The sequence below is a fragment of the Asticcacaulis benevestitus DSM 16100 = ATCC BAA-896 genome (assembly GCF_000376105.1).
Classification (GTDB): Bacteria; Pseudomonadota; Alphaproteobacteria; order Caulobacterales; family Caulobacteraceae; genus Asticcacaulis; species Asticcacaulis benevestitus.
Genome location: NZ_AQWM01000037.1, coordinates 1 through 24,160, shown reverse-complemented (window position 1 = coordinate 24,160; position 24,160 = coordinate 1). Strand labels below are relative to the sequence as shown.

At 55.7% G+C, this 24,160-nt stretch carries 19 protein-coding genes and 3 pseudogenes; 9 read left to right on the top strand and 13 right to left on the bottom strand.

All coding sequences use genetic code 11. The annotated features are described in order from the left end of the window. Positions 1-2 precede the first annotated feature (2 nt). The 3 genes from B060_RS28350 to B060_RS0120085 all read right to left on the bottom strand — a co-directional run bounded on the left by B060_RS28350 (position 3) and on the right by B060_RS0120085 (position 3,151). Entirely contained in the window at positions 3-248 is a 246-nt protein-coding gene (locus B060_RS28350; protein ID WP_413783258.1) for a ribbon-helix-helix domain-containing protein, read from the bottom strand. Between the two features lie 218 nt (positions 249-466). Then, positions 467-1,378, bottom strand: a complete 912-nt coding sequence (locus B060_RS0120090; RefSeq protein ID WP_155847913.1) for a hypothetical protein — start codon at positions 1,376-1,378, stop codon at positions 467-469. Between the two features lie 282 nt (positions 1,379-1,660). Beyond that, positions 1,661-3,151 carry a serine hydrolase gene (locus B060_RS0120085; protein WP_035423585.1) on the bottom strand — a complete coding sequence of 497 codons (1,491 nt, stop codon included), beginning with the start codon at positions 3,149-3,151 and terminating at the stop codon, positions 1,661-1,663. On the opposite strand from B060_RS0120085, the gene B060_RS0120080 reads away from it, so the two are divergent. After that, complete coding sequence (locus tag B060_RS0120080; RefSeq protein ID WP_155847914.1) at positions 3,150-3,899, top strand: hypothetical protein; 750 nt, start codon at positions 3,150-3,152, stop codon at positions 3,897-3,899. The genes B060_RS0120085 and B060_RS0120080 overlap by 2 nt on opposite strands. Positions 3,900-4,265: 366 nt before the next feature. Here the strand turns inward: B060_RS0120080 and B060_RS0120075 are convergent, their stop codons facing one another. From B060_RS0120075 to B060_RS28525, 3 genes and pseudogenes are all read right to left on the bottom strand, one after another. Beyond that, a complete protein-coding gene (locus tag B060_RS0120075) occupies positions 4,266-5,594 on the bottom strand; it encodes a HipA domain-containing protein (protein WP_018083603.1) in 1,329 nt (442 codons plus the stop codon). Continuing rightward, positions 5,591-6,361 (bottom strand): helix-turn-helix transcriptional regulator, encoded by a 771-nt coding sequence (locus B060_RS27820; RefSeq protein WP_018083602.1) that lies wholly within the window; start codon positions 6,359-6,361, stop codon positions 5,591-5,593. Before B060_RS27820 ends, B060_RS0120075 begins: the two co-directional genes overlap by 4 nt. Positions 6,362-6,483: 122 nt before the next feature. After that, a pseudogene (locus tag B060_RS28525) lies at positions 6,484-6,696 on the bottom strand (hypothetical protein); the annotation flags it as partial. A 553-nt stretch (positions 6,697-7,249) separates the two neighbouring features. Here B060_RS28525 and B060_RS0120065 point away from each other — a divergent pair. Then, positions 7,250-8,395: a DUF6438 domain-containing protein gene (locus B060_RS0120065; RefSeq protein WP_018083601.1), complete on the top strand. Its 1,146-nt coding sequence runs from the start codon at positions 7,250-7,252 to the stop codon at positions 8,393-8,395. Between the two features lie 128 nt (positions 8,396-8,523). Next, positions 8,524-9,459: an alpha/beta hydrolase gene (locus B060_RS0120060; protein WP_018083600.1), complete on the top strand. Its 936-nt coding sequence runs from the start codon at positions 8,524-8,526 to the stop codon at positions 9,457-9,459. A gap of 1,122 nt (positions 9,460-10,581) precedes the next feature. On the opposite strand, the gene B060_RS0120050 is transcribed toward B060_RS0120060, so the two are convergent. Genes B060_RS0120050 through B060_RS0120030 form a run of 5 tightly spaced genes read right to left on the bottom strand, consistent with a single transcriptional unit; the run spans position 10,582 to position 15,970 of the window. Then, the gene (locus B060_RS0120050) at positions 10,582-10,941 is read right to left on the bottom strand and encodes a carboxymuconolactone decarboxylase family protein (RefSeq protein ID WP_018083598.1); all 360 of its coding nucleotides are present in this window, start codon (positions 10,939-10,941) and stop codon (positions 10,582-10,584) included. 8 nt (positions 10,942-10,949) lie between these two features. After that, positions 10,950-11,255: an ArsR/SmtB family transcription factor gene (locus B060_RS0120045; protein WP_018083597.1), complete on the bottom strand. Its 306-nt coding sequence runs from the start codon at positions 11,253-11,255 to the stop codon at positions 10,950-10,952. Further along, positions 11,252-14,491 (bottom strand): efflux RND transporter permease subunit, encoded by a 3,240-nt coding sequence (locus B060_RS0120040; RefSeq protein ID WP_018083596.1) that lies wholly within the window; start codon positions 14,489-14,491, stop codon positions 11,252-11,254. The genes B060_RS0120045 and B060_RS0120040 overlap by 4 nt, the downstream gene beginning before the upstream one ends. Continuing rightward, positions 14,488-15,513 carry an efflux RND transporter periplasmic adaptor subunit gene (locus tag B060_RS0120035; RefSeq protein ID WP_018083595.1) on the bottom strand — a complete coding sequence of 342 codons (1,026 nt, stop codon included), beginning with the start codon at positions 15,511-15,513 and terminating at the stop codon, positions 14,488-14,490. The genes B060_RS0120040 and B060_RS0120035 overlap by 4 nt, the downstream gene beginning before the upstream one ends. 40 nt (positions 15,514-15,553) lie before the next feature. Further along, positions 15,554-15,970: a rhodanese-like domain-containing protein gene (locus B060_RS0120030; protein WP_236621674.1), complete on the bottom strand. Its 417-nt coding sequence runs from the start codon at positions 15,968-15,970 to the stop codon at positions 15,554-15,556. A 51-nt stretch (positions 15,971-16,021) separates the two neighbouring features. Between B060_RS0120030 and B060_RS0120025 the strand changes: the two genes are divergently transcribed. The 4 genes and pseudogenes from B060_RS0120025 to B060_RS0120010 form a co-directional block, all read left to right on the top strand. After that, positions 16,022-17,332 (top strand): NAD(P)/FAD-dependent oxidoreductase, encoded by a 1,311-nt coding sequence (locus B060_RS0120025; protein ID WP_018083593.1) that lies wholly within the window; start codon positions 16,022-16,024, stop codon positions 17,330-17,332. Then, entirely contained in the window at positions 17,329-17,529 is a 201-nt protein-coding gene (locus B060_RS0120020; RefSeq protein WP_018083592.1) for a YgaP family membrane protein, read from the top strand. The genes B060_RS0120025 and B060_RS0120020 overlap by 4 nt, the downstream gene beginning before the upstream one ends. A 43-nt stretch (positions 17,530-17,572) precedes the next feature. Next, positions 17,573-18,700, top strand: coding sequence for an NAD(P)/FAD-dependent oxidoreductase (locus B060_RS0120015; RefSeq protein ID WP_026173013.1), 1,128 nt, complete (start codon positions 17,573-17,575; stop codon positions 18,698-18,700). A gap of 150 nt (positions 18,701-18,850) precedes the next feature. Next, positions 18,851-19,192, top strand: a pseudogene (locus B060_RS0120010) (transposase); the annotation flags it as partial. 97 nt (positions 19,193-19,289) lie between these two features. Here B060_RS0120010 and B060_RS0120005 read toward each other — a convergent pair. Together B060_RS0120005 and B060_RS27395 are read right to left on the bottom strand one after the other, a co-directional pair. Further along, positions 19,290-21,326: an outer membrane beta-barrel family protein gene (locus B060_RS0120005; RefSeq protein ID WP_162149141.1), complete on the bottom strand. Its 2,037-nt coding sequence runs from the start codon at positions 21,324-21,326 to the stop codon at positions 19,290-19,292. 536 nt (positions 21,327-21,862) lie between these two features. Beyond that, positions 21,863-21,946, bottom strand: a pseudogene (locus B060_RS27395) (IS6 family transposase); the annotation flags it as partial. Positions 21,947-22,226: 280 nt separating this feature from the next. Between B060_RS27395 and B060_RS0120000 the strand changes: the two are divergent. Both B060_RS0120000 and B060_RS27815 read left to right on the top strand, forming a co-directional pair. After that, positions 22,227-23,474, top strand: a complete 1,248-nt coding sequence (locus tag B060_RS0120000; protein WP_018083588.1) for an ATP-binding protein — start codon at positions 22,227-22,229, stop codon at positions 23,472-23,474. A 497-nt stretch (positions 23,475-23,971) separates the two neighbouring features. Further along, a partial coding sequence (locus B060_RS27815; protein ID WP_026172966.1) for a hypothetical protein occupies positions 23,972-24,160 on the top strand: 189 nt, incomplete at its 3' end.

Below are 24,160 nucleotides of genomic sequence, written 5' to 3'. Positions count from 1 at the left end.
GACTAAGGCCGGTTCCGAGCAATTACGTCATCGGCAGACAGAGGCTTGTAGGAGGCTTCAGGTGTGGCAAAGGCGTGCGTCAACTCGGCCTTCAGCTTTTGAAAGGCAATCTCGTCGGCTTGAGCCTTGTCCCTTCGGATCAGGTCGCGAATATACTCACTGACGTTTTCGTAAGTGCCACTGTTGCCTACATTTTGAGCAACAAAATCACTAAGGACGCCGCTTACACGAACGGTCAGGGTGGTCATCTGAGACATTTAAAACCTCGCTTCCGTATTCAAGATAATTAAAAATGAATACAAAGGCAATAATTGCAAACAGGGAATCTTCCGGGGCGCCGATCAGATGTGAAGTTAAAGTTCAACATAGCGACCTTTTGCAGTGATTTCCGCATCGGGCCGCTTGGTGGTCCATTGCGAGCATGTCTCAATGAAGGAGCTAAGTTAAAATCAGCCCCGGGCCCAAATTATTGCGATCTCGGAAACAACCCGGTGCCAGCCGTTTCAAACTGATCTTTGACTATGGCGCGCGTTTTTTTATATTTCGCGATGTAACTTTGTGCATCGGCGCATTGAACTGGTAAGGGCGCATAACCCAATGATGAAGCCTTCTCACAATTGGCTTTGAAGGAATTTACAACAGCTTCAAGCTCATCATATGAGTTCCGAACTTCGCTGACAGTAGCGTCATAGTCACTTGCTAAAGACTGCATATCGCCCACTTCGCTCTGAATGTCGCCTTCGATGGAAATCTTATCATCCGGCGAGGCAATCAACCTTTTTGCCCGCAATTTTTTGAGGTTTCCAGCTATGGCATCGTGGCGCTTTTGGGTTCTTTCTAATACCGCCTGTACATTCTGATGAAGTCGTTCAAAAACTTGCGGTAGCTTGGTTTCGAGTTCGTCCCCATCGTCCGCCAAATTTTTCAAGAAGGCTTGCTTGTCAGCTTCGTTCTTGGCCCGATCCTTGGTCGCCACAATGCCTTTGGCGGCGGCAGAGAGGCTGTTCTTTTGACGAGTGAACTTCTCAAGGGTCGTGCGCTTCAACACCGCTTGACCGCCATCACCAACGATGGTTAGCGCATTGCCTGAAATCGTGCCGCTGAACGACGGCCCCATGCCGAAAAGAACGTTGGTTTTTAGACTTAGTTGCATGCCGTCTGCGGAGCCCTCTAACGGAAATGACTCATCCTTGATACTTCCATCCGCCAGTATGGCAACCGTTTCGCTACGGCCCGTCAACTTGCCATCATCTGTCTTTACGATCTGGACGAACAAAAGTTGATTGTCAGATTCTCGAACGTAAACGCCCGATATTTTGCCAGAGTTAGAACAGGCAACTAGACCAAGCGCTAAAACTAATCCCAGGATCATCTTCATTTTCGCCCCCAAGCGGTATGCACATTCCTACTCTGGTTTTTCTTCTTTGGGTAGCACGCCGGTAATTCGCAGCTAAGTTGAGATGCCCTGAGCGCAGACCATGTTCGGGTAGTCCCACGTCGCCCCCATTCTTTGATTCAGGGAGTTGGAGTAAATCGCCGATTTAAGGTCCGCTTCTTTCGGGGCTGACATCTATTTGGGCGCACAGGCGAAGACGGTTCCTGCCCAGCAGACTATTTGGCGTGCCTTCTTTCGCTGCGGCTGGAAGTAGAGTCTTCGATTTTATTCCAGCGCCTTCAGCCGCTCCAGGGCATTTTCGTTGGCCGGATTATGTCCCAGTGACAGGCGGTAATTGCTAGTCGCCTGTGCTTTATCGCCCGCGACCTCATAGGCCCAGGCCAGACTGTCATAGACATTACCGGACGTCGGATAGACTTCGACATTACGGCGGTACAGCTTGATTGCCTCATCAGTTCGCCCCTTCGCCAGCAGAATCCGGCCGGCCTCGTTGAGATCGGATTCCTGCGCGGTAGATCTGACCGCTTCAAAGTGGCTAAGCGCCATATTGGCACCGTTTGTGATGGCGACCAGCCATACCGCCCGTGCAGGTCCGCCGAAATCGTGCGTCCAGCCGCTGAGCGTGCCGATGCGGTGGCTTAGCAGTTCCATCAGTCCCCAGCCGCCGTCGGCATTCGTCATCACGGTGATGCCGTTGCCGGTGACGCTGTTCATGATGAGCAACGAGCGGAACCCTGCATTGCCGCCATTATGCGTGAACACACCTGGATTTTTGGGGTCGCTGAAAAAGCCAAGCATATCGCCATTCGGCACTTTCTGAAACATCTGCTCCATCATTGTGACGTCCAGGACCACATCGGCCTGGCCCAGTCGTGCCCTTGCCGTTTGTATGGCGAAGCGCGCCAGATCCGTTGGAGTGGTCCACAAACCGGCGGCCGCCATTTCAGGATAGATATGGGAACGACCCGGCACTATAGTGCCATCAAACAACGTACCTGCTGTTGTCCGCAAGGCGATGCCGTCGGGCAAGGGTTGGGCGAAGGTGGAATCGCGCATGCCCATTGGCTGTAAAACGGTGTCGCGCATCAGGTTCTCGAACGCCTTGCCTGTGACGTCGCTCATCATCAGCTGTTCAACCGTGATGCCACCTCCCGAATATTCCTGACGGCTTCCGGGCTCGAACACCACACGTACCGGCGCCGTATTGGCAGGTGGGCTACCGTCGAGAATCTGCTGCACCGTCGGACGTTGAGCACCGATCGCATAGCCAGGAAAGCCGTGGACGCTAAGTCCGGCAGTATGCGACATCAGCCGGCGCAGCGTGACCTTTTCCTTCGCGGTAAACTCATTGTCCGGCACTTGCCAAGACTTCAGGCGGTCATTGACGTTATTGTCGAGGTCGAGCTTGCCGCGCCTTACCAGGGCCAATGCCCCCGTTGCTGTCACGGGTTTCGAAACGGATGCGGCTTGGAACAGGCTGCGGGTCGTAACCTTCGTCAGCTCTCCCACGGCCGTTACGCCATAAGCCCTGGCGACGGCGATTTCAAAGCGCGAAATGGCGGCAAAGCTGATGGCGGGGATGCCCGACGATGCCATAGCCTCCGCTAGGCTGTAGCGCAGGACACTGCCGTCGCTGAGTGGCAGCTCTGCCAGAGTGGCTTCCATGGCGGATGTGGGATCAGCGTGAGCGATTGACGGCGATGCAATTGCAACAGAAGCCAATGTCACAAAGGTGCGCCGGGAAATCAAGGTCATGTCTACCTCCACTGAATACGAAAAGCTTCGTATGTGCGGCGCCGTTTGTCAAGTTACCAACTTGTCATGCGGTTTAGGCCCAAGGCTGCTCTTTGCAGAAGTCAATTTCAGCATATTAAAAAGATCTCGCCCGATGGTCGCTGCGTGCGCTTTTCTGCCGCCGGAGGCGAGCGATTTACTCGCCATCTTTCGAAGCTTCAGAATCGTCGCGCTCGCTTTCAACAGCCTCGATGCTATGGCGCGCTGGTGGGTCCATAACTATGCCCACGCCAAGCAGAACCGACGCAAAGGCTATACCTCCCTTGACGGAACGGCCAATAGAGCGGCCAAACATAGCAGGAAGAACGGCTATTACAGTGAAAAGAGATACAAAGACGAGTGTCTGCATAGCATAAACTTAAGCGCTGAGACCGTAGCCGCAACCTTCGACGCTGTGTTGACGCCTCTTTGTAACAGTAAGGCTGCAGCGCAAGAAGTTTCCACGCCCAACCGTTGCGGACGGGGTAACCTAATGTCCGATAAGGCGCGAAAGCGACTGCTGCATCAGCCTATGCCGCACAATGCGGGCTGGCATATTCGTCACCGGTATGCCTATTTGACCTTCGGGGGAAATGATGAAACGTCGATCTGGCGGGCGTGCGAGGATATGGCTAAGCGGGGTAATTATCTTTGTCGCTGCCTTAGCTGTCTTTTGAGCGGCGCCGCTGCTGCGGAATGGGTGCTTTCCAGCCGACACCAAGCATCCTGACGACTTCCTACTCGATGCCTAGTCGTTCGTGTTCTAGCGTTCGTAGGATAATCGGTCCATTTGCCTTATTCTCTGTTCAGAGAATATTCGATATAAAGAGAATATGTATTAAAAAGGCAATATTCGTTGCACAGGAAATGTAAGCCAGAGGAACTGGCTGCGGGGTTCAAAGGATCGTGTAAGCATGTGGAACAATAAGGCGTAACCAGAGGCGCTAAACGGTAGGTCGCCTGGCTCATCAAGGGTCACCATGTCGAGCTTCAGGAGCCGGTCAGCGATCTACCCGACCTTGCCTTGTTTTTTTCCTGTTCGAGCAGATTTTAAAAGCATAGCTGGGCGGAAACAGACCGGTTATTCTGAGTACAACTAACTCCCGGCCATCCAACCACCGCCGCGGGCGACAAACAGATCGCGTTCACGGATGTCCAGGTTCAGGGACATTACTTCGGCGAAGTGCATGAGGTTATTGCCAATCGAGTCGTCGAAACCTTTCATGCCTTGTGTACCTAACTCTTTGGCAAGTTGGTCAAGCTGGTTGAATGCGGGTTTCACCTCGGTTTCGAGGAAACGCCTGTAACGGCTCCCTTCGATGTCGAAGGTGGCAAAGAAGGCAGCGATATCATCAGAGGTAATTTCCTCCAGTCGCTTGGCGGCGCCGATGTCGAATGCCAATTGATCGGTGTAGTCATTATTCAAACGTGCCGGCAAGATGTCGTAAAATGGTGCCAGAACCGGAATGTCGCCGTTGATGTAGAGCAGGGCATGGTTTTTGGCGTGATTGTCATTATTGCCGAGGGCGAGATTGATGAGTGTCGCGATGAGGAACAGGCGCCGGTCTGTGGCCGGGTTTCTGACGCAATCGAGCAGACCATAAACCCCGGCAGCGGTGAATGCGCGACCTTCTCTGCCGCGCCGTTCATATTTTAGCGCCCGTGGCAGGCCCATTGCCTGGGCGAAGTCTTCCTGATGCAAGCGTCGAATGTAGCCTTCGGATTCCCAGCGATCAAAACGAGTGATAAGTAAACCCTTCACGCCGTCGACATTCAGCCGCCGGGGCATAGAGGTCGACAGGCCGAGCCTAGCCATGAAGACGCAAGCCGCCCACTCGTGATCGACGTCGGACTGGTCTGCGCGGGCCGGAACCTTGAGTATGTGAGTCGACGGCACCTTCTTTTCTGTGGCGGGCAGTGCGAATTGCCCATCCTGCAAAACGGTTAGCGCCATCTTGCCCTGTACACCAGCGAGGGGGGAGGGGTCCCTCATGTCGTCAGGCAGGCGCTGAAAATCGGCAAGGGACGTCATAATTTCGGCGAGGGCCTTGTCACCAAGCGGCCGATAGTCCGCGCTGAGATCGCCGGGCACCTTCAAAGGAGGGGCGCCTTCGGGCAGGCAGGAGATGGCTCCGGAGCAATCGGCGCCCAGATGGTGAAGAATGCCTACGATATCGTCGCGGCTGATGCCTTCGCGCTCTATGAGTTGACGGGTCTGATCGTTTTCCGGGAGGAGGTTGTCAAAGAAGGCGCGCGACAGAACATCGCCCTGGCCGCCATGCTGCAAAGGCAGGGATTGGGACAGGCTCATGACGGGGCTTGCCAGGTATGCCTCGGAATAGCTGAAGTCGACTGCGCCACTGTCGAAGGATTCCAGGGTGCCGACGGGGCGAGGCACGCCATCAAGCCAGATATCGAGCCTCATCGTGTGGCCGCCATCAGATCGATGCCCGCGGCCTGACATACCTTCAGAACCCGGCCAAACTCCAAGGTCGGTTTGCCAGCCTCCAGTTCCAGGATAAAACGTCGGCCCACGCCGGCCAGATCAGCGAACTGCTGTTGCGTCAGCTTCATCGTCTTGCGCTTTTTTTGAACGATGCGGCCCAGATCAGGAACGGTCGATACGGGCGCACTGTCCGTATGGCGGGCGGCGGGCGGCTTGGAAGCGACAATACGTGGAAGCCCCGCTGGCTGGGGATCGGCAAGGCCCATGGCCGGTTCCAGCGCCGCATGCTGCTTCTTTAGTTCGGCCAGGTGATCCGGCTCCAGAGGCGCCATAAAAGCTTTGTGACGTTCCTGCAATTGCGCCAATTCCTCGGGGTGACTGGCAAGGGACAACAAGGATGTGTGCTGTTTCAGTTCCGCGAGTGAGCCAAGTTGCGTGGCTGCGGTCATGACCTTGTGATGGTCTTCGAGATCAGCGAGCAAGGCCTTACTGGTGGACAGGTCGATTGCCCTCTGAATGCTGTCGATTTCCGCCAAGGGATCGAGGCCCAAGCCATTTGGGCTAGACTGGCGTCTATCCAGTTCTGCCAGAACCTCTTTACCGGTGGCCAGATCAAGGGCCTTTTGCACCTTCGTAAGGTCCAAGACGGGATTATATCCCAAGGTCTCAGGCATGGAGATTTGCGGGCCGCCCAGTGCGGCGAGCAAATCATGATCAGTCGGGGGCAGAGGCGGGCGATTAGACATGCTGTGTACCTGTACGGGGACAATTAGCATGTAATCCTCAAAATGTCCACAGCAAGTCACCGATCGGGAACTTTTGCTGGAGGGGTTCCCCAACTATACAATATAGTTCCCGATCGGGAATTTTAGGGTGGTGTAAATATCCACTTCGGAGAAGCTAGTGTTGTGGAATCCATCCGTTGATTCCACAACACTAGTGTGAAATGGCCCATATTCGTATCTCCGCGTAGCAACTGTGCATAAGCGGCAACGGCAGTAGCGAATGCCATGTCCCCGGTAGGCGCCCCTGCCGCTTTTAAGCCAGCCGCCAGCACGGGGTGCTCGATCCGCCGGGAATCCTGCGCGCCCGGAAGTTATAGCGGCGGCAAATCTGGAATAATGTAGGTCGGGGTCAACATGTCTAACACATGTCGGTGCTCATGGTAACAAAATTGAACTTTTTAAACATGAAGTCGGAAAGTGTTAGCGAAACCGCGATTTTGTTGACACATCGCGAGGCTCCTATTGCGACCAATTTTGATGTTGCCCACCGCAGCAAGTGGATCTGCCGCTGATAATCGCTCTTTCCACTTTTGGGCCTGTCGTTCAAGCGCTACATACATGTATGCATTGGGCGCCAAGGCGACGATAGTTCCTGCCCACGAGCAGATATGATTGTTGAACCAGCTAGGCGGTATAAACTGGGTTGACGCTGCTAATTGGGCATACTCAGTTCTCACATTGGATAGCTTGGGGCGCTTATTTACCCTATACGGCGTTCACCACTTCGATAATTCCACACGAAGGTGCTCCCAAGAGGAGTCATGAATTGGAGTGACAGTGATCAACAAGCTTTGGGTTGCAACGACTCTGTCGCGGCGTTAATCTGTTAAATCGGATTTGGGGGTGTGCATGCGGGTCTTCTTGGCTACGGCGAGCTTCTTGCTTGTGGCATCGGCTTCAGTGGCCTCGGCCGATGTCCTTGAATGTAAGCCGCAGCAAATAACATCGGCGGATGATGGCTATGCGTCCCCGGATGCACATGGTCATCGGTTGTACCATCGGGACCTCGATACGGGGAACCCTCTCTTCCAAATCAAACCTAGCGTCTACAACCGTCCGATACCTGGCGGGCAAAACGGCTTCATCTCCGTGGTGGTGACGACGGACGGTAAGGTCGAGTGTCTTGATCCGTTGCACGGCTGGTCGTTGCAGCGCATGGGGCTGACACGGCAACGGCGTGCCCTGCTTCAGGAGATGGACACCTGGCGGTTTGATCCCGTGAGCGTCAATGGCGTGCCGGTGCGAGCGCGAGTAGCCGTCTGGATACCGGAAGAAGTCCACTTCAATTTCCACGAAGACATGCCGAAAGCGCCGTTGTCCGAGATGAGCGTCACTCTGCAGCGCAGTGACTGCGGGCTCGGCGCTTGCCCGGACTACACTGTCACGGTCCATGGCGACGGCAGGGTCGACTATGTTGGCAACGTCAATGTCGACGTCGTCGGACATCACAGCTGGCACATTGCGCCAACGGCCGCTGAGGAACTGTTTCAACACATTCGCGCAGCGGACGTGTGGTCGGCTGCCGGAATATGGACCGCGCTATTGACCGACAGTCCCCAGCAGACCCTGACGCTCAATATCGGCCTGAAAAGCCGCGAGATTGTGGACTATGTCGGTGAGAATGTTGGCATGCCGAAGACAGTGACTGAAGCTGAGACGGAAATCGACGCCATGGCCCTGACCGCTGACGTCGTTCATTTCACGGCGCGGGGCCTGCACGTGCTCAATGATGAAAAATTCGATTTCAAATCGGTTGAGGGCGCCAACCTCCTTGCGCGGGTCAGTGCCGACCGTGAAGCCAGCGAGGACATGGTATTAGCTCTTCTCGACCTGGGTGCCCCGCCCGAAGGCGGAGTGGCCGGCTGGCCTGAGAGACGGGACGATACACATATCGTCTTCCGCGAAGTTCAAAAACGAAACTGGTTGCATGCGATCGCGTGGCTAAAGGGGCACGGCTTTCAGGCGCAACTCGAGAAAAACCCGCCTTTACGCTAACTTGCGACGGTCCTTCAGAGCACAAAGCTCAATCATCTTCGGTATTCAGATGCCTTATCGGGGCTAGCCATTGAACCAATCGGCAGGGTGCGTTAAAGTTGCTTCTCAAAATTTTAGGGGGATATAGGATGATCAAGTACGCTGCCTTATTATTGGCCGCCCTGCTTTCGACTCAGGCCGCAAAAGCAGACGACGTCTCCGTTGGCCCCCTACATGGCACTTTTCAAAACGCCAATATTAAAGGGGCTACGCCTCAAGTATTGATATTGGCCGGATCGGGCCCCACTGACCGGGATGGCAATAACCCCCTAGGCGTCAAGGCCAGTAGTTATAGGCTTTTGGCGGAAGAGCTCAGTAAAAAGGGCATCGCTTCGACGAGAGTCGATAAGCGTGGAATGTTCGCGAGTGCTGCGGGCGCCGTCGATGCCAATTCAGTGTTTATTCCTCAGTTAGCTGCCGACGCGCATGTCTGGGTGAAGGAAATCCGCCAATCCACCGGTGCGAAGTGTGTTTGGCTAGCCGGCCATAGCGAAGGCGGTTTAGTAGCTCTCGTTGCCGCCCAGGATCCAACCGATCTGTGCGGGCTGATATTGATTGCTAGCCCTGGCCGCCCGGCGGGCGATATTCTGCGTGAGCAACTAAAAGCAAACCCTGCCAACGCTCCACTGCTTGGGGATGCGTTCTCGGTCTTGCAAGCCTTGGAGTCGGACAAGGCTGCTGATGTGAGCGCTATGCACCCCGCGCTTCAAGGGCTATTTTCACCTGCTGTACAGCCGTTTTGGCGCAGCATGCTCAAGATCAGGCCTGCCGAACTTATTCGGGCTTATCAAGGTCCCATCCTCATTGTTCAGGGTGAAACCGACCTACAGGTGTCCATGGCTGACGCCCTTGCGCTCAAAGACGCCCAGCCCAGGGCCGAACTCGCCAAAATACCCAATACCAATCATGTCCTCAAGAGTGCGCCGGCTGATCGTAGCGCAAATTTCGCGACGTACGCAGACCCTACGCTGCCGATTTCTCCTGCAGTCGTTTCCGTCATTACCGACTTCATAGTCAATCACTAAGACGCTTCTGCGTCTGGGAGCTTTTTTATGTCTTCAAAGCCATGGTTTGCCCCCAGGCGTTATGGAATTGGTTCAGGGCGCCCCATCACGTGGCAAGGGTGGTTGGTGTATCTAGGATACCTGGCCTTCGTTTTTGCGGCCTCTGCAATTCTACTCGCCATGCGGCCAAACTCAGATACACTGCCTGAAGTCTTGATGGCACTAATTTTTCTGGCCACTATCGTTTTCCTGTTTGTGTGCGGTCGAAAGACAAAAGGTGGGTTGCGTTGGCGATGGGGAAATAAATAGTCTTTCAGCTATTGCTGCGAATGTCGGCCACCCGCCATTTGAAGTGCTGGGAGATACCTCAAAGGAGGGTTTCCAACTCACTGATGCGACGCTTATCCGTTCAGGCAGAGTCTGAAATGGGCGCGAAAGCTGACTCTCCCAAAATGGATTTCGTCATAACCCTTTGCAATAACTCCGCAGGCGAGATGTGCCCTAACTTACCCGGGGAGCCAATTATCGGGCATTGGGACATTGCTGACCCGTCTGACGCCGTCGATATGATGGCTCGGAAGGTTGCATTTGGCAGGACTTTTGTGCGGCTTTCCAAGAACATTTCAAGGTTGTTCGAAATGCTTGAAGGGAGTGACCGACACAACCTAGCCCAGTTGATAAATCTGGCTGGACGGGATTCAAGGGATCATCTTGATGGATGATTCGAAAGGCCACTGATTTGGGCTTCATCGTACACCTACGACGATGTTGTCAACCTAGGCTACGAGGCTTGAAGCAGCATCATCGAGTAGTCCCTTGCGCATGTCACCCATCGGGCTCGGTTTAGGGGGCGGACCTGTTCTTACCCGTTGGAAATGCATCGGAGCTTTACGTTTCGAGTAGACGTAAAAGCCAATAAAATTCAGTTGGTTACAGGTCGTGATCTGGCAAGGGGTTCTCGCTGGCTGTTTCGGGCAAATTTTTAGCTACACGCCGGTCTTGTAACATTGCGGCTTGAAATACACGTGTCGTCAAGACGCCAGAATCCTTACTCGAGTTGCATTCCGTAACAAAGATTGCCGTTTGCCCTGATGGTGGGCAGGGTTCTAAAAAATGGTGGCCAAGACGCTTATTTTTGCGGCCCTAGCGGCCCTTTGCCGCATTTTCTGTAAACTGCTCGAAAGCCGCCATGGCATCGGCGGCATACATTAAGGACGGGCCGCCGCCCAGGTAGATGGCCATGCCCAGCGCCTCTTCGACCTCTTGCGTTGTCGTCCCCAATTTTACCAGAGCCTCCGCATGAAAGCCGATACAGCCATCACAACGCGTGCTGACGCCGATGGCAAGGGCTATCAGTTCTTTAGTCTTCTTCGAGAGCGCTCCGTCTTTCAACGCGCCTTGCGCCATAGCCGAAAACCCCTGCATGGTTTCCGGGATGTCCTTGCGCAGGCCCTTCAGGTTGGCGGAAATGTCTTTGGTGATCTGGATATAGTCTTTGGTCATGGCTGTTCTCACTTACCGTAGATATTGCAGAGCAGGTCGATGACCTGACGGGCGGCGTCGTCGGCCAGCCGATAATAGATGGTCTGGGCATCGCGCCGGGTATCCACCAGCCCTTCGGCCTTCATTTTTTGCAGATGTTGGGACGCGGCGCCTTGGCTTAAGCCCACCAGTTCGGTCAACTCACCGGCGCTCTGTTCACCGCCGCTCAATTTGCACAGGATCATGAGGCGCTGTTCGCTGGCCATCAGCTTCAGCAAACGGCTGGCCTTTTGGGCGTTGGCGGCCAACACCATCGGGGAGGCGTCTTGCATCATGGTACTTTACCTTTACTGTCGTGGCCGCCACGCATGACGACATAAATTGCCGGAATAACAAGAACGGTCAGAAGCGTCGAGGATAGAAGTCCAAACAGTAGAGATATCGCCAGCCCCTGGAAAATCGGGTCGGTGAGGATAACGCTGGCGCCGATCATGGCGGCCAGAGCGGTCAACAGGATCGGCTTGAAGCGGGTGGCCCCGGCATCGAGCAGGATATCCTGCAAACGACGCGGATGACCCTCAGCATCCAGTTTATCGGCGTGGCGGATAAAGTCTACCAGCAGGATCGAGTTACGGACGATAATCCCGGCAAGCGCAATAAAGCCGATCATCGAGGTGGCCGTGAAGGGGGCACGGAACAGGATGTGGCCAATGACGATGCCGATCAGAGTCAAGGGCACCGGCGTCAAAATGACCAGAGGCAGCTTGAAGCTTTTGAACTGACCGACCACCAGCACGTAGATGCCCAGCAGGGCGACACCAAAGGCAGCGCCCATGTCGCGGAAGGTGACCCAGGTGATCTCCCATTCGCCATCCCACAGGACGGTGGCGTGGCTTTCGTCATTGGGCTGGCCGTTCAGACGGATGACGGGCGTGGGCAGCTTGCCCCAGTTCGCCGCCTTGATCGCCTTGTCGACGGCAAGGATGCCATAGATGGGCGCCTCATACTGGCCGGCCATTTCGCCCATGATCATATCGACATCGCGGCCATCGCGACGATAGATATGGGGGGAGCCTGTTGTTTGGGTGGCGGTCGTGACTTCCCCCAGTGAGACCAGGCGTGTGCCTGCAGTGCTGGTTGATGCCGCGACCGGCATGGCCTGAAGCGCCTGATCGAACGTGCGCCGTGATTGAGGCAGGCGCAGGGAAATTTCCAACGGATCACGACCATCGCCGCGGTCAGAATAGCCGAGCACCTGGCCGTTCATCAGGGCGTTGACGGAGGCATAAACCTGCCCATCAGAAACATTGAGCGCTTCAAGGCGCTGGCGATCCGCGACGACAGAGAGCTTGGGGGCGGCCACGCCATAGCTGTCATCGACGTCGACGATGTAGGGGATGGATTTGTAGATCGCCTTGATCTTCTCGGCGACGGCGCGTCGCGTGGCGGCATCCGGGCCGTAGACCTCGGCCAGAAGCGTCGCCATCACCGGCGGTCCCGGTGGGGCCTCGACCACCTTCAGCACGCCATTCGCTGGCAAAGGTATGGCCTTCAGGCGATTGCGCAGGTCGATGGCGATGGCATGGCTGGCGCGCGAGCGCTTGTCCTTGGGCGCCAGAAGAACATTGAGATCGCCCTGTTCGGGATTGCTGCGGAAATAGTAATGCCGCACCAGGCCATTGAAGTTGAAGGGCGTGGCGGTGCCGGCATAGGAGTCGATCGCTTCGACCTCATTCATCTGGGTGGTGATCTGCGCCGCCTGATTGAGAATACGCTGGGTGGCTTCCAGCGATGTGCCCTTGGGCAGGTCAGCGATGACCTGAAGCTCGGATTTGTTATCAAAGGGCAGAAGCTTCACGGTCACCGTCTTGGTGGCGAACATGGCGCACGACACCAACGTGGCGATGCCGACGCCCGCCAGGAAGCGCCCGGCTGACTTTTTGTCTTTGATGACGCTGGCGGCGACCCGGCGATAGAGCGCACCGATGAAACCTTCATGATCGTGTGCGTGATCCCCAGCCTTAAGCGTCTTACGGGCAAAGCGGATCATCAGCCAGGGCGCCAGAATGACGGCAACAAAGAACGAGAAGATCATGGCCGCCGACGCATTGACCGGGATTGGCGCCATATAGGGCCCCATCAGGCCGGAGACAAACAGCATGGGCAGGAGGGCGGCGACCACGGTCAGGGTGGCGATCACGGTGGGGTTGCCAACCTCAGCCACGGCGTCGACGGTGGCCGTGAATCGGTTCCTGCCATCGTTCATGCCCCAGTGCCGTGAGATGTTCTCGATCATGACGATGGCGTCATCGACCAGAATGCCAATCGAGAAGATCAAGGCGAACAGGCTGACGCGGTTGATCGTATAGCCCATCAGGTTCGAGGCGAACATGGTCAGTAGAATCGTCGTCGGAATAACCACGGCGGTGACACCCGCTTCGCGCCAGCCAATGGCAAAGCCAATCAGAATAACGATGGAGACGGTGGCGAGACCTAAGTGAAACAGGAGTTCATTGGCCTTTTCATTGGCGCTTTCGCCATAGTCGCGCGTCACGGACACGTCGACATTGGCCGGGATCAGCGTGCCTTTGAGCGCCTCAACCCGTTGCAAGACAGCACCCGACAGGACGACGGCATTGGCGCCCTTGCGCTTGGCGATGGCCAGGGAGACCGCCGGCGTCTGCGCCCAGGCTCCATTGGCGAGGTGTGCATAGCGAAAGACGTGCGACTGGTCTTCACGCGGCGCCTGGATGATCGTCGCCACGTCGCGGACCAGAACGTTTTGACCGGTAACTGACGACACCGTAATCAGGCCGACATCGGTCGCCGTCTTTAAGCTTTGACCCGCAAAAACCGCCATGGCCTGATTGTCTGACCGGATAGCCCCCGCCGGAAAGCGAGTATTGGCGCCTTTGACAGCGGTCATCAGGGCATCCAGCGCCACACCATGCGCACCCATGGCGGCCGCATTGGGTTCGATACGGATTTCTTCAGGCCGACCGCCCACGATAAAAGTCAGGCCGACATTATCCACCTTGGCCAGTTCGGTCCTGAGCTTCGTCGCCATATTATAGAGGGCCGTGTCGTTCAGCGTGTCACCCAAGCCCGGCTTGGGCGACAGGGTAATGATCATGGCCGGCACATCATTGATGCCGCGCGTTTGCACCAGAGGGGCGGCGATACCCACCGGCAGGCGGTCCATATTGGCGCTAAGTTTTTCATGAATGCGGATGGCCGCATTGTCGGGATCTGTGCCGACCTTGAAGCGTGCCGTCACCAGAACGCGGTCATCATCAATAAAGCTGTAGACATGATCGACATCGTTGACGCTCTTGACGATGGTTTCGAGCGGCTTTGCGATCAGTTGTTCGGCATCGACCGCCTTCATACCGGGGGCGGCGACGGATATGTCGATCATCGGCACGCTGATCTGCGGCTCTTCCTCGCGCGGGATCGACATGACGGCCAGAAGGCCGATCATAATGGCGACGATCAGGAACAGGGGCGTCAGCGGCGAGTTCAATGTCGCCTTGGTGAGGCGACCGGATAAGCCCAGCTTGGCGTCGTTCATTGGCCCGCTCCATAGACCGCGACCGTGTCGCCGACGTTCAGCCCGCCCAAAATTTCGATCTGATCGGGATCACCTGTGGGGGCTGTCTGGACCGTTGTTTCGAGGACGCCACCATTCTTTTGCAGGAGGCGGACATAGTCGAGGCCATAACGTGTAGCGATAAAACGCCTGGGTAGAACAACGGCGTTGCGCTGGCCAAGCCCAATATAGGCGACGACCTTCTGACCAATGGCCACGGTTTCAAGGCCGGGCGCGGTTACATCCGCCACCATCTGGCCGGCGGTCACCGACGGGTACACCTCAGTGATCGTACCGTTGGCACGGATACCATTGGCGTCCAACGACAGGGATTGGCCAATCTGCAGCGCCTGCCCCTGAGCTTCGGGCAACTCGATCCGCACCACACGATTGCCTGCGGTAATGGTGGCAATCGATTGGCCAGCCATAACAACGGAGCCTACAGGTACGGTGGCATGGATGACGCGCCCAGATGCGGGGGCCAGGATCGCGCCTTGTCTGGCGCCTTCGCCGCTGGCGGAGGCCTGGGCGCGGGCGGCCTGCACATTGGCGTTGGCAGCCGCGGCGGCTGCCTTGTCCTGATCCAGCTTGGCCTGCGCATAGATACCCTTGTCGAACAAGGTCTGAGTCCGCGCATAAGCCGCGCGTGCCAGATTGGCCTGGGCTTCGGCAGCGACCGCCGCCTGATCATAAGCCCCCGTTTGCAGATTGAGCCTTTGATCTTGCACAAAGCCGATCACCTGTCCTTGTGAGACCGTATCGCCTTCGTGCACTTTAAGGGAGGTCAGCACGCCTGAGACACGGGCCGTAGCCTCGCCCATCTGCCGGGTGGTCAAGGTTGCCGCCACCGGCTTAACGTCATGGATCAAATGGGGCGCGATACGAAGCGTTTCGCCTTTGAAGGGGGCGACTTGCGCCACCTCTTCCTTATGGCCGCAGGCTGTAAGCCCCATGCCAGACAAGGCGACAGCAAGAACGAGAAAGGAAGGTTTGGAGCGGAACATGTTGGTTTCCTGACGATTTTAGGTCGTTTCTTGGGATCTGTTATCGAGTTGTTGGAAGGCCACTGGCCTTCCAGGCACCAATGCCGCCCGCCAGGTGATGGTCGACTATAAGGCCGCGCTTGCGACAAAGCGTCACGGCCTTAGCCGATCGAACGCCGCCCTGGCAGTGCATAACCAAGGTCTTGCCCTCTGCGTCCGGTAGTTTTGCCGTCTCGAGCTTGGACAGGGGCACGTTGACCGCACCTTTGATGCGCTCGGCATTGTGTTCTCCCACCTCCCTAACGTCGACGAGTACGATCTTGCCTTCGTCGAGGCCGGTTTTCACGTCTGCCGGGGTGAGGTTATTGACGGTGAACAGGCTGAACATTGGGGCGGTCCTTCCGGAAGGGTAAAAAAGATCATTTGCAAATTCGATAAAGCGAATATAAGATAAGTCAAATGCAAGGTCAAGACTCATTCTTCCCGCCGACAAGGTGGGAAAGGGGTCGCAAACACGGAGGAAGCCTAAATGGCACAGGAACCAAGCAAGACACTGAAACCCCGCATCGTCGTCCTGGGCGCAGGCCTTGGCGGCACGATCGCTGCCTTTGAGATCAAGGAGGCCGTCGGCGACAAGGCGGAAGTCGTCGTCGTCAACAAGGGCGACACCTACCATTTCGTGCCGTCTAACCCTTGGGTCGCGGTCAGCTGGCGTACGCGCGAAGCGATCGAGGTCAAACTTACCCCTGTTTTCAAAAAGAAGGGAATCGTCTTCCACACCATGGGCGCCAAGACGATCGAGCCGGCCAAGAACCAGCTGGTCCTGAATGACAACATGGAGTTGGTCTATGACTATCTGGTCATAGCCACCGGCCCGGAACTGGCCTTCGACGAGATCGAGGGGCTGGGGCCTCATGGCTTCACCTCATCGGTCTGCCACGTCGACCACGCTATAGCTGCGGCAAAGGCCTTCGATGATCTCGCCGCCAATCCACGCCCCGTTGTGATCGGCGCCGTTCAGGGGGCGTCTTGCTTTGGACCTGCCTACGAATTTGCCATGATCGTCGATACCGAACTGCGTAAGCGCAAGGTGCGCGACCGCGTGCCGATGACCTTTGTGACATCTGAGCCATATGTCGGTCATCTGGGTCTCGACGGGGTAGGGGATACCAAAGGCCTACTCGAATCCGAGATGCGCAACCGGCATATAAAATGGATCACCAATGCAAAGGTGTCCAAGGTTGAGGCGGGTAGGATGTTCGTTGAGGAACTGACCGATGACGGCGCTCACAAGACGGACCACGAATTGCCTTTCGGTTTTTCCATGATGCTTCCCGCCTTCCGGGGCGTCGACGCCGTCAAAGGGATTGAGGGGCTCACCAATCCGCGCGGTTTTATTTTGATTGACAAGCACCAGCAAAATCCGACCTTCCCGAACATCTTTGGCCTTGGTGTCTGCGTTGCCATCCCGCCCATGGGCAAGACGGCTGTCCCCGTGGGCGTACCCAAGACCGGCTTCATGATTGAGTCCATGTGCACGGCGATTGCGCACAATATCAAGGACATCCTGGCCGGGAGAGCGCCGACGCATGAGGCGACCTGGAATGCCATCTGTTTGGCCGATTTTGGCGACGGCGGGGTCGCCTTCTTCGCCCAGCCGCAGATCCCGCCACGCAATATCAATTGGTCGGCATCGGGCAAGTGGGTTCACATGGCCAAGGCTGCCTTCGAAAGCTACTTCATCGGCAAGGTCAAGGCCGGCAAGAGCGAGATGTTTTTTGAGAAAATGGCGCTGGATCTGATGGGCGCCCACAAGCTGAAAGAGGAGAAATTGCCATGACCGTAGAACGTGCCGTCTTTGCCTTTGCTGGATTTATGGTCCTCTTGAGCGTCGCCTTAACCCATTGGATCAGTCCTTACTTTGTCTGGTTGACCGTTTTTGTGGGCGCGAACCTGTTCCAGTTCGCCTTCACCAAATTTTGCCCGGCGGCCCTGATCTTCAGGGCCATGGGACTAAAGCACGCCGGACAGCCGTAGCGGTCATGGCCTCAGGCTTTGGCGAATGGATAGGAAGCGCATTATGATCCGCATAACGATATTGGGCAGCGGGTTTGGCGCGCTCACGACGGTCCGTCAGTTACGCAAGCGCGGTGTCGACGCTGACATCACGATAATTTCGCCGACGAACGAACTGCTCTACTACCCGAGTCTAATCTGGGTACCCGCTGGGTTACGCCATGGTGATGACCTGAAAGTGTCGCTCAGCAACTTCTTCAGGCAGCACAAGGTTATTTGGCACAAGGGGGCGGTGCAACGTGTCGTCGAGGGCGGCCGTTTGGTTGAGACGGATACCGGCGACGTTTCCAATGACATTCTGATCGTGGCAAGCGGCGGGCGGTATATCCGCAAACTGCCTGGCATTGAAAACGCCGTCATCCCCTGCGAAGGCGTGCTCGCCGCCGAAATTATACGGGACAGGCTGGCGCAGATGCAGGGCGGTACGATCGCCATAGGGTTTGCGACCAATCCGAATGAGCTTGGCGCCGTGCGGGGCGGGCCTATGTTCGAGTTCCTGTTCGGACTCGACACCCTTTTGAGGCGCCAGGGCAGGCGTCACAAGTTCAAACTGGTCTTCTTCAATCCGTCGACAGAGCCGGGACAGAGGCTCGGCCCAAAGGCCGTCAGCGGCCTGTTGAAACAGATGACGAGCCGCCAGATCGAGACGCGCCTAGGTCATAAGATGGTTCGGATCGAGCCCGGCAAGGTGGTCACAGAAGGCGGTGAGATACCTGCGGACCTCGTTCTCTTCATGCCCGGATTGACCGGCCCGGCTTGGCTCGAAGGGAGCGAACTGTCACTTTCCGCCGGCGGATTCATCCAGGCGGATGCTGCATGTCGCGCAGAGGGGGTGTCTCAAGTTTATGTTGTGGGCGACGCCGGCAGTTATCCCGGGCCGGACTGGATGGCCAAACAGGCGCACCAGGCGGACCTGCAGGCAGAGGCTGTGGCGCACACCATCAAGGATGCCCTTCAGGGCCAGCATACAGCCCATGACTTCAAATCGGAACTGATCTGCATCGTCGATACACTTGATGCCGGCATTCTGGTCTTCCGCGACACCCGGCGTAACTTTGCGCTGCCTAGGCTTGGCCTGTTTCACTGGATGAAGGTTCAGTTCGAAGCTCAGTACCTCAAAGCCTACCGGTAGCCAGAGCCCGCATCTCTCGGATCCTAGGCCCGTTGTCTACATTTCGCACCTCCGCGCCCCGAACTTATCAAAACCATCATCGTACATCTGAACTCCTTCGCCAAAAGCTGATAGGAGCATCATCGCGCAAACCTAAATCAAATGGTATGTGGGGCGCTCATGCCGGATACGTTCAACCTATATGTCGAAGAATTCCTTGTGCCGACACTTAAGCACGGTGACATTGTAATCATGGACAACCTCGGTAGCCATAAAAGTCCAGCTATCCGAAAAGCCATCCGACGTGCTGGAGCAAAACTCTTTTTCCTGCCACCGTACAGTCCAGACCTGAACCCTATTGAGCAGGTGTTCTCGAAACTCAAACACCTGCTCAGAAAAGCGGCGGAGAGATCGGTAGAGACAACATGGCGCAGAATAGGATCTCTACTCGACGCTTTCGAGCCCGAAGAATGCCGCAGATATCTCCAAAACTCGGGCTATGGAGTCAAGTAATGTCATCCCGCTCTAGAGGCGCGATCAGTTGGTTTCGCAGGGGCGACAACCATCGTACGGGTGGCGAAACTTAGTTGCTGACGCACGATAGCTGTCCTCATCCGCTTGGCCGGACCGCGCCAAGCTTGTACGCCAGCCCAACAAACAATATTCGGCTCGGAAACTGGGCGTAGGTATGGTCGTAGTACTGCGGTGTATCATTTCTATGGTAATAGTGCGCACCTTTCAGCACGTCTTGCGCTGTGACCACCAGCTTAAGCCGAGGTGATATTTTCCGGCTATAAGAGAGATCCAGGCCAGCTACGCCGGAATAACTTCCAAGTGCTGTGAGAGCTTTTCCACGCAGTTGCAGGTTAGCCTGGAAAGTGTCAGCTCGGCTGGGAACGAATGTCACGCTGGCTTTGATATTGTGGGACACACCTGAGTGCCGCGTCAGGATACCTGCTACAGACGCTTCAAGTTCATTGTAATAAAGGTCGGTCGATACGTTGTAGCGGAACATGCCTTTGGGCTTGAGATCGAACGACATGCTGACGCCATCGGCGGCGCCATGATCAGCGTTTTCATAACTCGACACTAGAACCGTATCTTCGGGGTCTCGATAATACGCATAGTCGACGATCGAGTTGTGCGTCTGGCGGGAATAGATTGCGCCCGTAAAGCTGAACTGTTTCGTGGTATAGTCGTATCCAGCCTCAATTGACTCGGTCTGTTGCGGCTTCAGGCCTGGATTACCGATATAGACATCCTGGGCGTCCAGGTTCTGCGGGGTTGGATCCAGTTGGTTCGGCTTCGGCCGGTCGATACGATGACTATAGCTGACGTGAATTTTGCTCTTCTCCGACAGGGTTCGGCTGAAAAAGAAGCTTGGGCTCCATTCGGTGTCGCGGGTCGAAAATAGCGGCGATGTCGGAGTCGATCGCAACTGCGTCTGCAGGCTCTCCAATCGTAGACCGCCTTCTACGGTCCATTTGCCGAGAGGCATCTGGTAGTCGGCATAGGCCGCGCTAAGTGTCTGCTGGCTCCAGAAGGCATTGGTCTGGGACGGATCAACAATTTCGGCGCCGGCATTCGTGTCGATTTCGGCGGAATAGGTGGAGGCTGCTTCCCGGTCTACCTCGAACTCCATGCCTGCCTTGAATTGGCGGTCGGTACCGAGTGGCCGGATATAGTCGATGCTCAGCTCATTAATCCGTGGATGCTCTACGCGCGAGCGTCGATAATCTCTTGCCATAAGCAGCGGCAAGGTGTCGGCCTCGACAAAGCGGAAATCCTGCAGGTTGTCATCTTCCTCGTGACGCGCCTGTACGGTCAGAGTTTCGCCGTCATGCGAGCCCTTATGCTTGTAGGTGGCTGTCAGGGAGCGGCTGTTGAAGTGTTGCGGCCCGTCACCATGGGTTACGCTGTCGGTGATCATCTTACCTGCGGCATCCAAAAACTGAATACGGTCTTCGGTCGTACGCGGCCGGGTCCGGGTGGCGACCTGGCCGTTAAGGTTGAAAGTGTCGGTGTCAGAGATTGCATACCCCATCCCAGCATCGTAGACGCGGATGTCGAACGGAGAAGAGATGCGATAAACCTCATTCATATGGCTGCCGAAACCGCCGTCATCCTGGGTGACGAGACGATCGGTGCGGGCAATGCTCATACGATGATCGTGGCGCCAGTTCAGGCCGGCGCTAAACGTCCACCTGCCGATACCACCCGAGCCGCTGAGCGAACCATTGCTGCGGCCGCCTTCTCCAACATTGACGACCAGATCACCAGCAGGAGCCTGGCCGGAGCTCTTCTTTGTGACGAGATTGATGATGATCGACGCATTGGTGCGAAACTCGGCGCCGGGATTGGTGATCACCTCGACCTTGGCGATTCCGTTAGCGGAGGCCGATTGCAGGGTATTGGCGAGATTGGCACCCCGGTAAGAGGCCGATGGTTTGCCGTCTACCAGGACCTGCACCGATCCCGTACCGCGGACGTTAAGCGAGCCATCCGGACTCACGCTGACCGAAGGCAGGGTATTGAGAACGTCACCGACCGATCCGGTCTGGGCTTGGGCACTATCCTTCAGGTCATAGACGGAGCGGTCAATCTTATGCACCACTGGAGGTGTCTTGCCTGTGACAACAACTGTCATGGTGTCGGTTTTGGGCTGGGGTTTTGGGTCGGGCGCTTTTGCGGTGTTGGCAGGAGCCGACTCGAAGCTTGTTGCCTGAGCACAAGTGGGGGTTATGAGCGCGAGTCCCACGCTTCCGTAGATGCCCAAACTCTGAAATGCCAACCTAACCATGGTTCCCCCTGCGCCAAGCTCAGCAGTGAGCGTCAATTCGGGTTGTTTTTTGACCGAAATTAGGCCGGTGCAATTATGAGGCTAGTGCAGACTAGGAGCTAGCGACGTGTCAAGAGGGAGCGGGTTTGGCGTCGCGACGACACCAGACATATTTGATTTCTCGCCCACCAAAAATGTCAGGATTTTCGTGGGTGCAGGTCATTATGACGGCTTCTTCGGAAACTCACGCGGCATTTGCGACGAGGTCACACGCTCAGGAGTAAATTGCACTTTCTACTCTATTTATTCCGGGCACGATCAAGCAATGTGGGACTATGGTTTGGTCAAGACGCTAGAGCAAGTATTTACGCCCGTGCCGTAACTGGACTTCGGTGGGAGTGCAGGTAGCTGATGCCGTATTGGCAATACCATCGGACCGCCTGGAGGATGATCTCGCCTCTATGGTGGCGCCCCTTGAAATCATCCATCCCATCAACCCGCAGTCAAAATCGCAAAGTTGAGAGTGATGGTCATATTTTGCAACGGTGCCGGAAAATTCGTATTTCCTCATACCCTGCAATATTTTCTCGGGAATTCTATGTCGCGACACTTGCCTTTGCCGGAACGAACCCCGCTAAGTGGCCAGCGTGTCGGAATGCTATCTATAAAAACGCGACACATATATTTTAAATTCGCGGATTATTTAATTGAAATTCGCGTGGGGTTGATATAAAAACCGCATAATAATAAGGAAGCGGAGGGTGAGACGTGCGTGAGACCTATCCACGTTGGCAGTCTGACGCCATTACGAATGCCCTGACATCACGTCGTGTTATTCTGTTGGAAGGTCCTCGGCAATGTGGCAAGACGACCTTGGCTCGTCATGTTGCCAAGGACGGGGAGGGCGCCGTCTACCGCACATTGGATGACCAGACGCTCCTCAATTCGGCCCTGGACGACCCGCACGGCTTTGTTGCGCATGGCGACAACTTGATGATCATCGACGAGGTTCAGCGCGCACCGGCGTTGTTGACTGCGGTCAAAAAGGACGTTGACGAAAACCAGGCACCTGGGCGCTTCATTCTGACGGGTTCGGCTAACATACAATCGCTACCAAAGGTGAGTGAATCTTTGGCCGGCCGGGTGCGCAAAATTCGTCTGCGTCCGTTGTGCGAAGGTGAAATGGAGCGAACCCACCCGCGGTTTCTTGAGCGCATGTTTTCCGGTGATTTGCGTTCAATGCCCGTCTCCTCCCTTACCAAGGATGACTACCTGATTAGGGCACTGCGAGGCGGGTTTCCAGAAGCTGTCCGCCTTGGAGACGCTCGCGAACGGCAGTTGTGGCATCGAGACTATCTTGATGCGCTAATTGAGCGTGACCTAAAAGATATAGCCAAAATCCGACGACAGGACAGCCTTCTGAAACTGATAGAGGCTCTGGCGGCGTGGTCATCAAAATTCATGGACATTTCTGCGATCGGCGCACCGCTGTCGCTGACGCATGGAACATTGGAATCCTACATCAACGCGATTGAAACCCTGTATCTGGTCGATCGTGTCAGGCCATGGACCAAGACCGATTATGCGCGCGTGGGCAAAAAAGACAAGCTGTTCATGGCGGATACTGGTCTGATGGCCTCCTGCCTGAACTGGTCACTGGACAAGGTCCGTCTGGACGGAGAACTAAATGGCAAGCTGATCGAAACCTTTGTCTATACGCAATTGGCTGCCTTGATCGATATCGGTGCAGGAAAGTACAGCCTTAGCCATTACCGCGACCGGGAACAGCGCGAAGTCGATTTTCTCATTGAAGGCGCCGACAACGCAATTGTCGGCATTGAAGTTAAGGCCGGCACCCACATTGATAGCGAAAGCTTCAAACATCTGAAGTGGTTCAAGGCCAACATGGCCGCGGGCTCATCCTTTACCGGCATTGTCCTTTATTCCGGTGAACACACGGTGCCTTTTGGCGACAAAATGTGGGCTGTCCCGACATGCGCTCTTTGGTGCGCATAATAAACATCTTGAGAAAGAGGCTTGCACCGATCGCCCAGCCTGCACGTCCGCTCTGCGATATTGCGGATTTTAATTGCAAATAGTCCCCGCGCTCTAGGCACATGAGAGACTCTTTGTGTCCCCAATGAGGGTGGAAGGAGATCGCATTCACATTTCATCTAAATCATATACATCTGGCTGGCCCCACAAGTGGCCGTTGTGCTTATCCAAGTAGCGCTTGCCACGCTTAACACCGCGCGGTCTAGGCAGAAATAAACCTCAATTTCTAGCACACCATTTAACACCAGTATTTTTCGACCGTCTAAATTGTAATAAAATTCAATATGATGCATAATTCTTGCTCAGGCTCAAAACCTGAAGGTCGTCAGTTCAAATCTGCCCCCGCAACCAGTCTTTATAACAATACAATCAAATAGATAGCTGCCGCACAAGTAACCGGGGCAAATTGGCGTGCAAGGGGGCTTGGCAGGGACTCGCGGTTATGATTCAAACTGGAGATGGCTCCATCGACTGAATCGAATGACGATTTTTCCCTGGCGGGTTTGCGCAGTGTTGTTGCGACACTTTTGGGGCAGGTTGAGCGACTCCAGACGGAGGTAGGTTCGCAAGCGAAGGTCATTGAAGAACAATCTCGTACCCTTGAAGATTTGAAACTGGCGGTGACGGTTCGCGACGCCAAGATTGCT

What these genes read in the sequence shown, in the direction of transcription:
- B060_RS28350 (WP_413783258.1), bottom strand. Translation starts at nt 248, where the DNA reads ATGACCACCCTGACCGTTCGTGTAAGCGGCGTCCTTAGTGATTTTGTT.
- B060_RS0120090 (WP_155847913.1), bottom strand. Translation starts at nt 1,378, where the DNA reads ATGAAGATGATCCTGGGATTAGTTTTAGCGCTTGGTCTAGTTGCCTGT.
- B060_RS0120080 (WP_155847914.1), top strand. Translation starts at nt 3,150, where the DNA reads ATGTCTACCTCCACTGAATACGAAAAGCTTCGTATGTGCGGCGCCGTT.
- B060_RS0120085 (WP_035423585.1), bottom strand. Translation starts at nt 3,151, where the DNA reads ATGACCTTGATTTCCCGGCGCACCTTTGTGACATTGGCTTCTGTTGCA.
- B060_RS0120075 (WP_018083603.1), bottom strand. Translation starts at nt 5,594, where the DNA reads ATGAGGCTCGATATCTGGCTTGATGGCGTGCCTCGCCCCGTCGGCACC.
- B060_RS27820 (WP_018083602.1), bottom strand. Translation starts at nt 6,361, where the DNA reads ATGTCTAATCGCCCGCCTCTGCCCCCGACTGATCATGATTTGCTCGCC.
- B060_RS0120065 (WP_018083601.1), top strand. Translation starts at nt 7,250, where the DNA reads ATGCGGGTCTTCTTGGCTACGGCGAGCTTCTTGCTTGTGGCATCGGCT.
- B060_RS0120060 (WP_018083600.1), top strand. Translation starts at nt 8,524, where the DNA reads ATGATCAAGTACGCTGCCTTATTATTGGCCGCCCTGCTTTCGACTCAG.
- B060_RS0120050 (WP_018083598.1), bottom strand. Translation starts at nt 10,941, where the DNA reads ATGACCAAAGACTATATCCAGATCACCAAAGACATTTCCGCCAACCTG.
- B060_RS0120045 (WP_018083597.1), bottom strand. Translation starts at nt 11,255, where the DNA reads ATGATGCAAGACGCCTCCCCGATGGTGTTGGCCGCCAACGCCCAAAAG.
- B060_RS0120040 (WP_018083596.1), bottom strand. Translation starts at nt 14,491, where the DNA reads ATGAACGACGCCAAGCTGGGCTTATCCGGTCGCCTCACCAAGGCGACA.
- B060_RS0120035 (WP_018083595.1), bottom strand. Translation starts at nt 15,513, where the DNA reads ATGTTCCGCTCCAAACCTTCCTTTCTCGTTCTTGCTGTCGCCTTGTCT.
- B060_RS0120030 (WP_236621674.1), bottom strand. Translation starts at nt 15,970, where the DNA reads ATGAGTCTTGACCTTGCATTTGACTTATCTTATATTCGCTTTATCGAA.
- B060_RS0120025 (WP_018083593.1), top strand. Translation starts at nt 16,022, where the DNA reads ATGGCACAGGAACCAAGCAAGACACTGAAACCCCGCATCGTCGTCCTG.
- B060_RS0120020 (WP_018083592.1), top strand. Translation starts at nt 17,329, where the DNA reads ATGACCGTAGAACGTGCCGTCTTTGCCTTTGCTGGATTTATGGTCCTC.
- B060_RS0120015 (WP_026173013.1), top strand. Translation starts at nt 17,573, where the DNA reads ATGATCCGCATAACGATATTGGGCAGCGGGTTTGGCGCGCTCACGACG.
- B060_RS0120005 (WP_162149141.1), bottom strand. Translation starts at nt 21,326, where the DNA reads ATGACAGTTGTTGTCACAGGCAAGACACCTCCAGTGGTGCATAAGATT.